The organism is bacterium, assembly GCA_029210545.1.
GTDB lineage: Bacteria > BMS3Abin14 > BMS3Abin14 > BMS3Abin14 > BMS3Abin14 > JARGFV01.
Genome location: JARGFV010000060.1, coordinates 1 through 15,282, shown reverse-complemented (window position 1 = coordinate 15,282; position 15,282 = coordinate 1). Strand labels below are relative to the sequence as shown.

The window sequence follows — 15,282 nt, the reverse complement described above, 5'->3', positions numbered from 1 at the left end:
TTTAGTATTCCGCACAAGCGAACGACTCAGCAACGCCGCCGGAACGGAAAAGAACCTCGTGAATAGTCCGGGCTAGATGTGTTGAGGAAAGGGACTAAGGAGGTTAATATGAAAAGCTTTCAGCAGATAGCTGAAGAACCTTTTCACTTTCCACTGAACGCAACGGGAGGAGTGTTGCTTTGACCCAGGACCCCAAACAGATAGAGCGGTACAGGGGAATCGTCAAGTTTCTCGACAACGTCATCAAGAACATCGCCCTCTATCCGGCACAGCACCCTTCCGTTCAGGGGGTTGCCAAGCGTATTCACGACCTTCTCGGCGAGGTCTTCGAGGGCAGGGACGAGGTCCTCATCGGCGTGATCAACGGGGTCCTGTACGTGGAAGACTACCTGTTCTACGAGTCTACCCCTTACTCCGAGAGCTTTCTGAAGATCATGAGCGGCTTTGGCATCGACGATCTTCTCATCACCCGCGGCGTAACGGTTGAACAAATCCTCAAGCTGGCCGATATCCTCAAGCTCAAGGAACACGACAAGGACCTGTTCCTGAAAAAGTGTGAGGAGGAGGGGCTGACGAACATCGGCCTGAAGAGTTTCACCATGGGACGGGAAGACGCCGACCTGCCTGCGCGGAGCCTCGAGACCTACCGGGACGCCATCACCACCATGAACGGGTTCTTCGATGAGGTTGGCGCCGGGCGGCTTCCCCCTTTAAGAGAAGCGGAAACCATGGTGGAAGGGTTCATGGAAAAACTGTCCACCAACAAGTCCCTGCTCATGCTTCTGTCGAGTCTTAAGGGGTACGATGCCTACACTTACCAGCATTGTGTCAACGTGGGGATCCTGTCCCTGCTGCTGGCGGAAAAGGAGGGGCTCGACGAGAAGAAGATAAAATGGGCAGCCCTGGCCGGCATGATGCATGACATCGGTAAGGTCAGGATCCCCGGCACCATCCTCAACAAGCCGGGCGGGCTGACCCTGAGGGAGTGGGAGGCCATCAAGTCCCATCCTGTCCATTCGGCCGAGGTCATCCGGGGGATGGGGGGAGCGGACGTCCTGGTACATGCGGTGGAAGGGCACCATATGCACTACGACGGGGGCGGGTACCCGGTCCTGAGGGAGACTGACGGCCCCACGGTTCTCGCCAGGCTGGTGTCGGTGGTGGATGCCTATGACGCCATTACCACGGTGCGGTCCTACAAGAAGCCCATGACCCCTGTCGAGGCCATGACATTCCTGGAAAAGGGGCGGGGAACCAGGTTCGATCCCTACCACGTGGACGCCTTCCTGTCGATGGTGGGCGCTTACCCGCCCGGAGCAATGGTGAGGCTTTCGAGCAACGAGATAGGGGTGGTGGTCCAGGCGGGGGGAAAACCGGGAAAGCCCGCGGTGAAGATGATCGTCGACGGGAAGGGGAAACCGTTCTCCGAGCCGTGGGAGCTGGACCTGGACGGCCCCGAGTCACAGGGACGCGTGGTGGCAGCCGTTATCGATCCCGCATTGCACGGCCTGCGCGCGGAACACGCATTCCCGTAGGTGCGTGAAGGGTGTGTGCGTGGATGCGAGGTTCTTGGGGTTTTCGCGTGAATTGTTAATGTTTGTACGTCCGGATGATCTTACGCTTAATGCACGTACGCTCTACGGACGCACGGGTCAGACAGCAGGTCTGAGATTCCCCAGCGCTTCGGCGACGCGGGCGCGCAGGAACGGGTCCCCGGTTTCTGCCAGAACCTTGATCAGGTAAGGTTCGGCCCTGGGATCGCCGTTGCGGCCGAGACCCTCCGCCGCAACACCGGCGGTTTCCGTGTCCTGGAAATTTAAAAAGGGCAGGATGAACTCGGTGACCTTGGGATCACGGTAGTATGACAGGGTCTCGATGACGACCTGGACAACCGAGATGTCCGGATCTTCAAGGGCTCCGAGGAGGGGGACGAGGGCGCGCCCGGGAAGGTTGATCTGGGCTGCCTTCACAGCGGCGACACGGATATCGGGTTCAGGGTCCTGGAGATGCCTCAGCATGGCATTCACCGATTCGTCGGTACCCAGGAACCCCAGGAAATGGATGGCCCTGATGCGGCCGGGCTTCTCCCCACCGGAAGCGGTCTCGATGATATCGGCAAGCCTTTCGAGCCCCTCCACACGGTCCAGGGCCCGGGAGGCCGCTGCGCGGACCATTTCCTCAGGATCCTGGAGAGCTTTTGTGAGCGCTTGTTTTCGATCTGGCAGGGACATGTCCTTTCCCTTCGGATGGCAGGTAATAGTTGATGACCTCGTAAAAAGTCCCGCCAGGACTTTTTGCGACCCTATCAATAGCTGATTATGGTGACAAGGAGGACTTTGTGTCAAGGACCCACAGACTTTCATCTCCGAAAGGTTCTTTGCTGGCCGGGCTGCTGCTGGCTCTTTTCCTCGCGATCCCCACGGGGGCCTGGGCTGCTGGGGACGCCGCGGCTCCCGAGACCGGCGACTGGCTGATTCGACACCTGTCTGCCGAACCGGCCACGTTAAACCCGGTGACGGCCACCGACGTCTACGAGGGCAGCGTCAACGGCTACATTTACGAGAGCCTCCTTGAAAGGGACAACCGGACTCTGGATCTCGTCCCCCTGCTGGCCGAGACGTTCGAGATATCTCCCGACCGGTTGAGCTACCTGTTCACCCTCCGGGACGGGGTCACCTGGCAGAACGGACAGCCCCTCACTTCCGGGGACGTTACCTACACCTTCGACCGTATCGTGGATCCCGGCGTGGACAGTCCCCACCTGAAAAGCTATTTCAAGGATCTGGTCAAGGTCGAGGCCCTCGACGGCAGAACGGTGAGGTTCACCTTTTCAAAACCGTACTTCAAATCGCTGGAGATGATCGGCGGCCAGTCGATCATCCCGAAACATCTTTTTTCCAAGGGTGATTTCAACACCCACCCAACGGGACGGGCTCCCCTGGGTACGGGTCCCTACCGGTTCGTCAAGTGGGACACCGGCAAGGAGATCGTCCTCGAGAAAAACGATGCCTACTGGGGAGAAAAGCCCAACCTGGGCAGGATCGTCTTCAAGATCATCACTGACGACAACGCAGCCCTGAATGTTCTCAAAAGCGGTGAGATGGATCTCATGGCCCTGAATCCCATCCAGTGGGTGAGACAGACCGAAACCAGGAAGTTCAAGAGGATGTTCGACAAGCACAAGTACTACCTGCCCGGCTACCGCTACATCGGGTGGAATTCCCGGCGGCCGTTTTTCGAGGATCGAATGGTGAGGCGGGCCCTGACCATGCTGGTGGACCGGGAAGCGATCCTGGAAAACCTTCTCTTCGGTTTTGGCAACATCGTAACCGGCAGCTTTTTTTACGAGGGCCCCGACTACGACAAGGCCATTGAACCCTGGCCCTATGACCCGAAGGCCGCCGCGGCCCTGCTGGATGAGGCGGGGTGGGTGGACACTGACGATGACGGGGTCCGCGACAAGGACGGCGTCCCTTTCCGTTTCGAATTTTCCATCGTTTCGGGTGTCCAGTTCCACGAGCAGCTTTCCACCGTCCTGAAGGAAGAGTTTTCCAAGGTCGGCATCGAGATGACGATCCGCCCCCTCGAGTGGGCCCTTTTCACCCAGGTGCTGGACGACAGGACCTACGATGCCGTCACCCTTGGGTGGAGCCTGCCCGTCGAGGCGGACCCTTACCAGGTGTGGCACTCCAGCCAGGTGGAAAGTGGGTCCAACCACGTCGGGTTCAGCAACAGGGAGGCGGACAGGATCATCGAAGAGGCCAGGGTCACCTTCGACAAGGAAGCACGGGTCAAGCTCTACCGGCGGTTCCACCGGATCCTCCACGAGGAGCAGCCCTACACCTTCCTTTTCGTTGGCGAGAGCCTGGTGGCCATCGACCGCCGTTTCGAGAACGTCAACATCTACCCGCTGGGCATCGACACCACAGAGTGGTGGGTGCCGGCCAGGAATCAGCGGTTCAAGTAGGTGCGTTGGTGCGTAAAGCGTTGGTGCGTAAAAACTTTTTATTCATGGTCTGTGCGTACATCAAAAAGGCGAAGCCTCAGAATCCTGAATTTTCGCCATCACGCAAGTACGCTCCACGCACACACGAGGTAACCGCATGAACCTTCGCGAATACCTCATACGGCGGCTGCTGCTCATCATCCCCACCTTCCTGGGGATCACCCTCATCACTTTCCTGGTGATCCAGCTGGCTCCCGGCGATCCGGCGGCCATGAAGCTGCGCATGGGGGATCAGGGGATGATGGGCGATGAGGTCACCCTGCAGATCGTGGAGCAGACGAAGAAACTTTACGGTCTCGACAAGCCCATCTGGACCCGTTACGGGATCTGGATCAAAAGGATCGTCACCCTCGACTTCGGGACCTCCTACAAGGATCACCGGCCGGTCTTCGACAAGATCGCGGAGCGGCTCCCCGTTACGGTGGAGCTCAACCTCATCTCCATCTTCCTCGTCTATCTCATCGCGATCCCTATCGGAGTTTTCTCGGCTGTGAAGCAGGGCACCATGGGCGACCGGATGAGCACCATTGCCCTCTTTATCCTCTATTCTCTCCCCAACTTCTGGGTGGCGGCTCTTCTCATCATGTTCCTCGGTGGAGGGGACTTCCTGGACTGGTTCCCGGTCTACGGGATCACCTCGACAGGCATGGAGAGCCAGCCGTTCCTGGCCAGGCTTTTCGACCACTTCTGGCACCTCGTCCTCCCCGTGTTCTGCCTGACCTATGGCGGGTTTGCGGCCCTTTCCCGATACCAGCGGGCCAGCATGCTGGAGGTGATCCGCCAGGATTATATCCGCACTGCCCGGGCCAAGGGCCTGCCGGAAAAGCTCGTCATCTTCAAGCACGCCATGCGCAACTCGCTTATTCCCATCATCACTCTCATGGGGTACCTCCTGCCCGCCATGTTCGGCGGCAGCGTCATCATCGAGAGCATCTTTTCCATCCCCGGCATGGGGCAGCTCGGTTTCGAAGCTGTCCTGTCCAGGGATTACCCGGTGGTGCTGGCCATCGCCACCATCTCGGCTTTTCTCACCCTCTTCGGCATCCTGGTGTCGGATCTGCTTTACGTCTGGGTAGATCCCCGCATCAGCTACGAGTCGTGACCCCCTCTTGATATCATGAACCCGGGAGTGAAAAAACAGAGCTACACGAGACTGGTCTGGGCCCAGTACCGGCGCGATCCGGTAGCCATCGCGGGACTGGTTTTTGTTCTCATCCTGTTCGTCATCGCCCTGGCGGCGCCCTTTATCGCCGGCAGCCGTCCCATAGCGGCGGTGGTGGGCGGCGATCTCCTTTTCCCCTCGGTCTCCAAAAAAGCGGATCGGGCGTTCAACCGGGCCGGCGAGGAGGATCGGGGCTGGGCTCTTTATCCGCCCATCCGCTATGGGCCCACCGAGATCAACCTTGCCGAAAACCTCATGCCTCCGGGAGCGGACCACCTCCTCGGTACGGACGATCGCGGCAGGGACGTCATGGCCCGCATGGTCCACGGTTCGAGGGTCTCTCTTTCGGTGGGTTTCGTGGCGGTGTCCATATACATCTTCATCGGTGTCTTTCTGGGAGCCCTGGCCGGGTATTTCGGGGGGAAGATGGATGCTGTCATCAGCCGTGCCATCGAGGTGATGATGTGCTTTCCAACCTTTTTTCTCATCCTCACCGTCCTCGCGTTCCTGAAACCGAGCATCTACAACATCATGGTGATCATCGGAGTGACAGGCTGGCCTGGTGTGGCGCGCCTCGTAAGGGGAGAGTTTCTCAAGCAGCGTCAGCTGGATTACGTGATCGCCGCCCGTGCCATCGGGGCTTCCGACCTGCGGATCATCTTTTATCATATCCTGCCCAACTCCCTGGCGCCGGTGCTGGTTTCGGCCACCTTCGGCATCGCCGGGGCCATCCTCGTCGAGTCATCCCTGAGCTACCTCGGGTTCGGTGTCCCGCCCCCCACCCCTTCCTGGGGTGAGATCCTGTCCCAGTCCAAGAATTACATCGATTTTGCCTGGTGGCTCACCATCTTCCCGGGAGCGGCCATCTTCATCACCGTCACGGCGTATAATCTCGTGGGAGAGGGTCTCAGGGATGCCGTCGATCCACGTCTTAAATGATCCGTGTGTGCGTAGAGCGTGGAGCGTGAAAGCGTAGAGTGTGGGTAGCTCAGGAGCGGCACCAGCTTTCTGGCGAGGACCTTATTTTGCTAAGCATACGGTTTACTGTTAACGGTTCACAGTCAGATCGCGAAGCTATGGTTTTCACTTTCCTCCAAACCAGGCTTTAATTCTTAGTACTAAAAAAGGAATGGCATCGAGCCATTCCTTTTCAAAGGGAGGCGCCCCCGCTGCACCTATTGCAGCGGGGGCTTTAAGAAGGAGGTTCCCGCCTCGGGGCAGCCCCCGGAGGTCCTTTTGTAAGGGAAAGATGAATACCGTGTGTTTTGACCTAAATAACCCTGTTTCCCCGATTCTCAACCAATTAGTTGCAAAAAACATTCCCTATAAGGTGTGGAATCGGGATGTTGATATATATCTTTGATAACAATAAGTTACAAATACATATCCAGAATCTGGCCCTTTGAGTCCGCTCAGGTCGTGGGGGAAATCACACATGTGAGGGGATTTGACACGGGGGTCATCCCATTGCGTCAGCAATGGGATGACCGTTCACGGTTCACGGTCCACGGTTTATTCTTCGTCAATTCCCTTCGACAAGCTCAGGACAGGCGGCCGGGTCATGGCAGGCAAGCTCAGGGTGGACAGATCAGCCGTTACGGTTAATAATCGCCGGTCAGCAATTTGACAGGGTCGCGAAAAGTCCAGGCGCAGCTTGTCATTGATTTGGTGCACCATGATTTTCACTGTTAACCGTAAACCGTATACTGTGAACTCGACAATGACCCACAATGATGGCCTTTTCCGCCCCGAAGACACGGCCTTTCTCGTTTACCTGGCGGGGATATCCGTATTCGTCACCCTGTTTCACAACGGGGTCCAACGGTGGTGGCTGTATGTGATCAGCCACGCTGCAGGGGCCGCCGCGGTCATCTTCTTCCTCAGGTACGCGGACAAGCACCCTCACCCGGTGATCAGGTTCTTCCGATACTGGTACATCCCTCTCTCCCTGGCGGTATTTTACGAGCAGATCGACCGGTTCATCCTCGGCCTGCACGGGCGGTATCTGGACCACCTGATCTACGACTTCGAAAAGGCGCTCCTCGGGATTCACCCGTCGGTCTGGATGGAGCAGTTCGCCAGCCCCGTCCTGACAGAGATCATGAAGATATCGTACAATTCCTATTACTGGATCGGCCCCATCCTCGGGATCTCCCTTTACCGAAAGGGTGACCTGATCCCCTTCCGGCGGAGCATCTTTACCATTTCAGCAGCGTTTTTCATATCCTATTCCGGTTTCATCCTGTTCCCGGTGGTGGGTCCGAGATACATGCTTTCCCATCTTTACAATGGGCCTCTTGACGGGTACTTTGTTACGGCTCTCCAGGATTTCATCATGGAGCACGGCGATATCCAGGGCGGCTGCATGCCCAGTTCCCACGTGGCAGTGGCCCTGGTCGTTCTGCTGCTTGCGTGGACCTACAGGCGACGGATGGCATTCTGGATGACGCCCCTGGTTACCATGCTCTGCATCTCCACGGTGTACAACCGTTACCACTACGCGAGCGATGTCGTCGCCGGCGTGGTTGTCGGTCTCGCGGTGTTCTTGTGGGGGAAGAGGGTGTACGGCAGCTGTGAAGCTGCTCCCGAGGGGGAGAGGGGGCGCATGGGAGTGGTGGAGAGAGAGCCGGACGCGGAGACACGGTGACGCGGAGACACCGGTCGACCAGGCTCGGGGCAGGTGGTGATTAGGGTGCAAGGTCCGGTCGGTGCCAACTCTTCACCGTTCAACGATTATTTAAGATCTGAGATTGGGATGTTTATGCCGACTATCAAGATAGATGAAATAAAATGCAAAGGGTGTGTCCTTTGCGTCGAGGTCTGTCCCCACGTCCTTATCCGCCAGAAGAAGGCGATCAACGACCAGGGGTACCAGTACGTCATCCTCGACGATCCCGATGGAAGGTGCACGGGGTGTACCGTGTGCGGTGTGGTGTGCCCGGACATGTGCATCGAAGTTTTCAAATGATCAGCCGCCGCAAGAAAATAGACGGCTGATCATTTGAAAACTTAGCTCATACCTCATAGCACGTAGCACTTGGCACATGATCCGTAGCTCAGTGCTGCTGATAGAAAAAACCGGAGAGATATTTTGTCTGAGTCAAAACGGATTCTAGTCAAGGGGAACGAGGCCCTGGCCATGGGAGCCATCAAGGCGGGGTGCCTTTTTTACTTCGGATACCCTATCACTCCCCAGAACGAGGTGCCCGAGTATATGTCCCGGGTCCTGCCCGGTCTCGGCGGACAGTACGTCCAGGCCGAGAGTGAGCTGGCGTCCATCAACATGGTCATGGGTGCGTCCTCCCTCGGTGTCCGATCCATGACATCCTCCTCCAGTCCCGGGATCTCCCTTATGCAGGAGGGACTCTCCTACCTGGCCGGCCAGGAACTGCCCGCCGTCGTTATCAACGTGGTCCGCTGCGGTCCGGGGCTGGGCGGCATCGCCGCGTCCCAGGGCGATTATTTTCAGGCGGTCAAGGGTGGCGGTCACGGGGATTACAGGCTCATTGTCCTTGCCCCGGCCAGCGTACAGGAGATGTACGATCACACCATTGCCGCCTTTCACCTGGCGGACCGCTACCGGAACCCCACCATGGTCCTTGCCGATGGCGTTCTCGGCCAGATGCAGGAACCCATTGTCGAGTGCGACGACGTTCAACCTGAGCCCAGGAAACCGTGGGCTCTGACCGGGGCCAAAAACCGCCCCATGCGGTATCTCAAGTCCCTGTACCTGAAAGATGGTGAGCTGGAGGCACACAACCGCATGCTCCAGGAAAAGTACAGGGAGATCGAAAAGCACGAGGTCCGTTGCGACGAGTTACTCACGGAAGATGCCGAACTGGTGGTGGCGGCTTTTGGTACAGCCGCCCGCATCGCCCGGACTGCGGTCAGCATGGCTCGGGATAAGGGGCTCAAGGTCGGGCTGTTTCGTCCTGTGACCTTGTTTCCGTTCCCTAAAAGGGAACTGAAGGCACTTTCCGAAAGGGTTAAAAAAATCCTCGTTGTAGAGATGAACACCGGACAGATGGTGGAAGATGTGAGGCTCAACGTCTCCCGGGAAGCCGATGTCTCATTCTACGGCCGTCCCGGAGGGGGAATCCCGACACCCAATGAGATTCTGGAGAAGATAGAAGATAGTTTCAGTTAACAGTATACAGTTAACTGTTCACAGTAAGTGCTACTCTGAATTTTCGTTTGAAAGGGTTTTTTCTGTGAACTGTGAACCGTGAACCGTAAACTAAGGAAATTCTATGAAAACCGTATTCTCAAAACCTGCCGCCCTCAACGACGCCGTGATGCACTACTGTCCCGGGTGCAGCCACGGGGTCGCCCACCGGCTGGTGGCGGAGGCCCTGGACCATTACGATCTCACCGAAAGGAGCGTTGGTGTCGCTCCCGTTGGCTGCGCGGTGCTCATGTACGATTACTTTAACTGCGATATCATGGAAGCGCCTCACGGGCGGGCCCCCGCCCTCGCCACGGGGATGAAACGATCCCGTCCGGATCTGGTCATCTTTACCTATCAGGGAGACGGCGACCTCGCTTCCATCGGCCTTTCCGAGATCGTCCACTGCGCCAACCGGGGCGAGAACGTCACCGTCATTTTCGTCAACAACACTGTCTACGGGATGACGGGTGGCCAGATGGCCCCCACCACTCTCCTTGGGCAGCAGACGACCACCTCCCCCTACGGCCGGAACTTCAATACCGACGGATATCCCATCCGTATAGCCGAGATGTTGTCCACACTGGAGGGTCCCTCCTTCGTGGGACGGATGGCCCTCGACACCCCCGGGAACATCCTCAAGGCGAGGAAGATGGTTTTCAAGGCGTTTCATATGCAGGTCAGGGAGATGGGTTTTTCCTTTGTTGAACTTCTTGCCACCTGTCCCACAAACTGGGGGCTGAACCCGTCTGACTCCATCAAGCGGATCAAGGAAGAGCTGGTTCCGTACTTTCCGCTGGGGGTGTTTAAGGAAAGGGAAGCCGATTGATCCAAAATCCAAAAACCAAAATCCAAGGTAATGGTAGATCGCTACCCTTTTTGGATCTTGGATCTTGGATTTTAGATTCGGAGTAACTATGTACTACGATGTATTCATATCCGGTTTCGGCGGCCAGGGGATCCTCCTGGCCGGGCAGCTCCTGGCCGAAGCGGCCATGGAGAAGGGGCTCAACGTCACATTCTTCCCCTCCTACGGGGTCGAGATGCGCGGCGGCACCGCGCGCTGTACTGTGGTGTTCTCGGACCGGGAGATCGGGTCGCCCATCGTGGACAGCCCCAACTGTGTCATCGCCATGAATCAGCCTTCCCTTCTGCGGTTCCAGAATGTGGTTAAAGAAGGAGGCCAACTCATCGTCAACAGTTCCATGGCCAGGATGGAGGATGTCACAAGGACCGGTATCGAGGTCCACGAGGTTCCCATGAGCCTGCTTGCCATTGAACTGGGCAACGCCCGGCTCACCAATATGGTAGCCCTCGGTGCCTACGCCCGGATCACCGGCGCTATTGAACCGTCGGAACTGGCGGGAGCGCTGGAGGCGGTCATCTCGGCCCGCAACAAGAAACTCATCCCCCTTAACGAAAAGGCCATCATGCAGGGAGCCCGTTACGCGGCAAAGGCATAACAGGCTGAACAGGGGGAGAGGGCTTGGGGATGTGGAGGATGGGAGTTCTCAGAATGGGTGCACGGGTGCGTGAAGCGTGCGTGCGAAAAAAACAGTTTCCCCTGCACAACGCCCCACCATGTGACCTGTGACGGGAGCACTCCGGCGAAGATCCTGATGGTTATCTCCAGGGTGAAATGAAAATCACCATGAAAATGAAATTTTCCGTTTTGAGGGAGCGCATCCGTGGGAGCGTTCCCCCGCAGTTCCGTGTTTTTGTCCCGGCTCTTGTGCTCCTTCTCGCGGCGATGACCGGGTTGAGATTTTTTTTCTCTTTGCCAACCGGGGTATATACGGGAACATCGAGACATCGGCTATCCTCCTTTCCTTTCTCAACGGTATTCGATTTGACCTGCACGTGATCCTGCTTGTTACAGGCCTGTTCTTCCTGCTGCTGCATATTCCGGGCGGCTGGAAAAACAGTGGCAACCTGGTAAGGCCCCTCGCCTGGTTACCCCTCGGTCTGACTTTCCCCATTATCGCCCTCGGTGTCCTGGATACCTACTACTATACCGAGTCCGGCCGGCACCTCTCCTACGAGGTCCTTCAGGTCAGCAGGGATGAGGGAGATATGGGTGCCTCCCTCAAGATGATGGTCGAGTACAGGTGGTCGATCCTTTCGCTGGTCCTCCTGGCCGTTGTTCTTTTTCTGTTGTGGAGGGTTGTGCTCAGGCCTCTTGGGGAAAGGCATGGAACAGTAAAATGGACTGTTGAAGCCGGATGGTTCCTGGTGTACTTCGTGGTCCTGATCTTTGGTCTGAAGGGAACGGTCTCGGGCAAACCGATCCGGATGGTCGACGCTTTCAGCCAGGGCAGGACCGAGTTGGGGCACCTGGTTCTGAACCCGGCCTTCACGGTCGGGAGAAGCCTTCAGGCCGGGAATGCCGGCAGTTTCCATTTTCTTGACAGGGTTGAGGCTCTCGACAATGTCCACGACCTGCTGGACGCTTCCGGTGTCCTGTGGGAAGACGCCGGGTATCCTCTTTACCGCTCCCGTGCCGTTCCAGACCGATACGCGAAAGATCGACCGAACCTGGTGGTACTCATCATGCTGGAAAGCTGGTCGGCCCGGTATGTCGGTTCCCTGGGGTATGAAAACGGCATTACTCCCCGGTTTGATGAACTGGCATCGGAGGGCCTTCTCTTTAATAATTTCTATGCGGTGGGGAGCCGGACAATCGAAGGTTTGGGGGCTGTCAACATGGGGATCCCCTCCTTCAACCATCACGGGGATCTCATCGAGGGGTCGGTGCTTTCGGGTTCGCTGGAGCAGAACCGTTTCGTGGGCCTGGGGGAGATCCTGGCCCGACAAGGTTATCGCACCCTGTTTCTTCACGGAGAGAGCAGTGGAAAGGACCGGATAAAAAGTTTTGCCCGGATGATCGGGGTCGAGAAACACCTGGGCAGGGAGGAACTTGGCATTACCCGCGAGGAGGCCGACAGCGCCTGGGGCGCCTGGGATCACGCTGTTCTGGATTGTCTCTACGAAGTGGTCCGAAAGGAGCGCCAGCCGTTTTTTGCCCTCTGGCTGTCCCTCACCAATCACCCGCCCTACGATCTTCCGGACGACACCTTCCGTACCGCCGGAAACGGAGATACGGAAGGTGCGTTTCAGGACACGATCCGTTACACGGATCACCATCTTGGCCGGTTCTTTGAAAGGGCGCGCCTTGCCGGTCTGATGGAAAACACGGTCTTCATCGTCACGGCCGATCACGCCGCCCGGAGCAACGCTTCCTTGTCGGAGCGCTACCACATCCCCCTGTTGATCATCGCCCCCGGGAGGGTCGATCCCGGGGTCTCAGGTATCGTCGGCACCCAGCTGGATATAGTTCCCACAGTGCTTGATCTGCTCGGGATCACGAGCCCCCACCACGCCATGGGCCAGTCCCTGTTGCGGGAAAACCGCACGGGTTTTGCCTACCTCAACTTTTCCCAGGGGTACGGGTGGATCGAGGACGGGAAGGTCCTTACCGTCGATCCTGAGGGGGAGGTCCTGCGTTTTACCGATCTGGACACGGGACAGCCTCTAACGTCCGATCCCGGCCTCATGAAAAAACAGCTTCTCTCGTTTATACAGGTCAGCTGGGACCAGATCCTCGAGAACAGGCTGGCCCCGAAACGATAGCTCCGACTAACGGAACCGCTGTCTGACAGAGGGTCCTGAACCTGGACTGGCAGGACCGTTGTGAGATCTGTCCCGGTGTTTTCCCCCTGGGACCAGGAATATGGAAATCACCGTGGTGACAAGCCAAAAGATGGTCGCTGTCCTGATGATCCACGGTTCGACATGCGGGTACAGAACAGGAGAAAGGCGCTCGGCCAGGAACGACCCGTGGTAGCTGAAGCCTGGATCGGCCTGCCAGCGCAGCTGCTCCTCCCAGGCCGTCAGGGGACAGTACAGGCCAAGCACGGCGAAAATGCCGGTGATGATCATCCCGGTCAAGTGGGCCCAGCGCAGTATGGAAGATCCAAGGTACAAGCCCAGGGGAAGGCCGGCGATCATGAAGACCACCCAGAGGAGATGGATGATCATGAGAATGTCAGGGAGAGCAGTATGCATCGTGGGTGCGTAGGTCCGTGAAGCGTACGTGCGAAAAGATCAATTTCCGCTGCGGGTCCACTTTTCAGCAGTTTGGGTCATTCGGTGGAGCATGCGGCATATGTGGTCGAACCGATCATCCAGGGATTCAAAATTATTTTGATCCAAATATTTGCACCTGAATGCAAATTCCAACCAGACACGAGTTTCAGCCGCTTCGCCTTCAGCCACGTTAAGGGATGCAATAAAGGCTTTTCGATAACGCCTTTTATGCCACGCCTCAGCAATATTTGCACAAACGGATCTGGAAGACCGTGTTATCTGATCTGAGAGAGAAAACTTTTCGCTCGCCGGGAAACTTAGGGCCAGGGAGCGAACATCCATCGCCGCTTCCATGGAGATTTTGTAAACCTCGAGATCTCTGAAACTGATCGCCAATTTTGCCATGTTGGTTCATGTGCAATTCCAGGACCAACACGCGCTAACGCACGTACGTTTGACGCACACACGTTTTTCAGTCCCACTTCCTCCGATCGTCGATGGCCCCGGCGTCCTCAGGGATCGTTCCCGGTTTCACCTGAGCGACTCCTGAAGTCAGCTTGAGCGTCTGCTTGATCCGGTTGCCGATGTCCTTGAGGGTTTCACCAGACAACCGCGTTTTGCCCTCGACCTCGATGGTGATATCGTCCATTGCCCGTTCGCGGGTAATCACGGCCCGGAACCTCTCCACCTCTTCGAACTCCGACAAGGTCTGGGTCAACTGGGCCGGATGGACGAAAAGGCCGCGAACCTTGATCACCTGGTCCACTCTGCCCAGGATCCCGGTCAGGCGAGGGCTTTTCCGGCCGCAGGGACACTCATCGCGGGTCGCGGAGGAAAGGTCTCCGGTGGCAAAGCGCAGGAGGGTGTTGATCGGATTGATCACGCTCACCACCACTTCACCCGTTTCACCGGGCTCTACGGGGTGGCCCGTTTCAGGATCCAGGATCTCGAGGAGAACGGAAGGGTCGACGTGCATCCCGTTGCCTTCCTCGCATTCGTATGCGATGGCGCCGACTTCGGCGGTACCGTAAGCCTGCCGTACTCTTATTCCGTGCTTGTCCTGGAGTTGTTTGCGCAGGCTTTCGGGAAGTTTCTCGGCGATGACAAATGCTTTTTCCAGCACCAGGGTAACGCCGACCTCGGCTGCCTTTTCGAGAACAACAGTAAGGTAGGAGGGCAGGCCCACGTACGCGTTGGCCTTGAAATGCGCCGCCTCCTTGACCTGGATCTCACTGTTGCCGATCCCGGCCGGGATCACGGCGCACCCCAGGTTGCCCGCGGCCTCTTCGAACATGGCTCCGGCGGGTGTCAGATGGTAGTTGAAACAGTTCAGGACAATGTCCCCTTGCGTGAACCCGCAGGCCGCGAAGGCCCTTTCCCACCGGTAATAGGACTGAAGGCGGCCGTCAGGTACGTAGATCGGGCCGGGTGAGGAGTAGATCCTCCTCAATTGGCCCGGGGGAACGGTGATCAGGCTGCCGAAGGGAGGGTCGGCGCTTTGGATACTGGTCATCTCCGACTTTCTGAGAATGGGGAACCTGGTGATGTCATCAGCGGTTTTCAGATCTTCGGCCGTAACACCGGCCTCAGCCAGCCTCCTGACGAAACCGGGAGCCTTTTGCCACTCGCCAGCCATGAGTTCCCGGATACGGGCCACCTTGAACTGGCTGGCCTCTGATTCCGGCAGATATTCGATATCCCTTTCGATGTTGACCATGGTCAAGTACCTCCAGTAGCTTTTGAATGATGGATTTACAATGCCTTCCATCATGGGATCAGTCAAGCATGATGGACTCGCAAAAAGTCCATCAACGCGCCCCGCGCGGGGCGCCCAAATCAATGACTCACTCCGTAAGTCATTGA

The 15,282-nt window shown here is 57.4% G+C and carries 14 protein-coding genes; 10 read left to right on the top strand and 4 right to left on the bottom strand.

Annotation, left to right across the window (positions count from 1 at the left end):
• Positions 1-179: 179 nt before the first annotated feature.
• Complete coding sequence (locus P1S46_07800) at positions 180-1,535, top strand: HD-GYP domain-containing protein (protein ID MDF1536390.1); 1,356 nt, start codon at positions 180-182, stop codon at positions 1,533-1,535.
• A 117-nt stretch (positions 1,536-1,652) separates the two neighbouring features.
• On the opposite strand, the gene P1S46_07795 is transcribed toward P1S46_07800, so the two are convergent.
• Entirely contained in the window at positions 1,653-2,231 is a 579-nt protein-coding gene (locus tag P1S46_07795) for a HEAT repeat domain-containing protein (protein MDF1536389.1), read from the bottom strand.
• Positions 2,232-2,338: 107 nt separating this feature from the next.
• Here P1S46_07795 and P1S46_07790 point away from each other — a divergent pair, with 107 nt between their 5' ends.
• The 9 genes from P1S46_07790 (at position 2,339) to P1S46_07750 (ending at position 12,963) form a co-directional block, all read left to right on the top strand.
• On the top strand, positions 2,339-3,967 hold the full coding sequence (locus P1S46_07790; protein ID MDF1536388.1) for a peptide-binding protein: 1,629 nt from the start codon (positions 2,339-2,341) through the stop codon (positions 3,965-3,967).
• A 136-nt stretch (positions 3,968-4,103) separates the two neighbouring features.
• Complete coding sequence (locus P1S46_07785) at positions 4,104-5,108, top strand: ABC transporter permease (GenBank protein MDF1536387.1); 1,005 nt, start codon at positions 4,104-4,106, stop codon at positions 5,106-5,108.
• A 27-nt stretch (positions 5,109-5,135) separates the two neighbouring features.
• Positions 5,136-6,107, top strand: coding sequence for an ABC transporter permease (locus P1S46_07780; GenBank protein MDF1536386.1), 972 nt, complete (start codon positions 5,136-5,138; stop codon positions 6,105-6,107).
• Between the two features lie 781 nt (positions 6,108-6,888).
• A complete protein-coding gene (locus P1S46_07775; protein MDF1536385.1) occupies positions 6,889-7,815 on the top strand; it encodes a phosphatase PAP2 family protein in 927 nt (308 codons plus the stop codon).
• Between the two features lie 108 nt (positions 7,816-7,923).
• Positions 7,924-8,136, top strand: a complete 213-nt coding sequence (locus P1S46_07770; GenBank protein MDF1536384.1) for a 4Fe-4S dicluster domain-containing protein — start codon at positions 7,924-7,926, stop codon at positions 8,134-8,136.
• A gap of 123 nt (positions 8,137-8,259) precedes the next feature.
• On the top strand, positions 8,260-9,315 hold the full coding sequence (locus P1S46_07765) for a 3-methyl-2-oxobutanoate dehydrogenase subunit VorB (GenBank protein ID MDF1536383.1): 1,056 nt from the start codon (positions 8,260-8,262) through the stop codon (positions 9,313-9,315).
• Positions 9,316-9,418: 103 nt separating this feature from the next.
• On the top strand, positions 9,419-10,162 hold the full coding sequence (locus P1S46_07760; protein ID MDF1536382.1) for a thiamine pyrophosphate-dependent enzyme: 744 nt from the start codon (positions 9,419-9,421) through the stop codon (positions 10,160-10,162).
• A gap of 88 nt (positions 10,163-10,250) precedes the next feature.
• Positions 10,251-10,796, top strand: coding sequence for a 2-oxoacid:acceptor oxidoreductase family protein (locus tag P1S46_07755; GenBank protein ID MDF1536381.1), 546 nt, complete (start codon positions 10,251-10,253; stop codon positions 10,794-10,796).
• A 397-nt stretch (positions 10,797-11,193) separates the two neighbouring features.
• Positions 11,194-12,963, top strand: a complete 1,770-nt coding sequence (locus P1S46_07750; GenBank protein MDF1536380.1) for an LTA synthase family protein — start codon at positions 11,194-11,196, stop codon at positions 12,961-12,963.
• Positions 12,964-12,969: 6 nt separating this feature from the next.
• Here the strand turns inward: P1S46_07750 and P1S46_07745 are convergent, their stop codons facing one another.
• The 3 genes from P1S46_07745 to P1S46_07735 all read right to left on the bottom strand — a co-directional run bounded on the left by P1S46_07745 (position 12,970) and on the right by P1S46_07735 (position 15,136).
• Positions 12,970-13,398 (bottom strand): DUF2784 domain-containing protein, encoded by a 429-nt coding sequence (locus tag P1S46_07745; protein MDF1536379.1) that lies wholly within the window; start codon positions 13,396-13,398, stop codon positions 12,970-12,972.
• A gap of 39 nt (positions 13,399-13,437) precedes the next feature.
• The gene (locus P1S46_07740; protein MDF1536378.1) at positions 13,438-13,824 is read right to left on the bottom strand and encodes a four helix bundle protein; all 387 of its coding nucleotides are present in this window, start codon (positions 13,822-13,824) and stop codon (positions 13,438-13,440) included.
• A gap of 67 nt (positions 13,825-13,891) precedes the next feature.
• Positions 13,892-15,136, bottom strand: a complete 1,245-nt coding sequence (locus P1S46_07735) for an AMP-binding protein (protein MDF1536377.1) — start codon at positions 15,134-15,136, stop codon at positions 13,892-13,894.
• Positions 15,137-15,282: the final 146 nt, after the last annotated feature.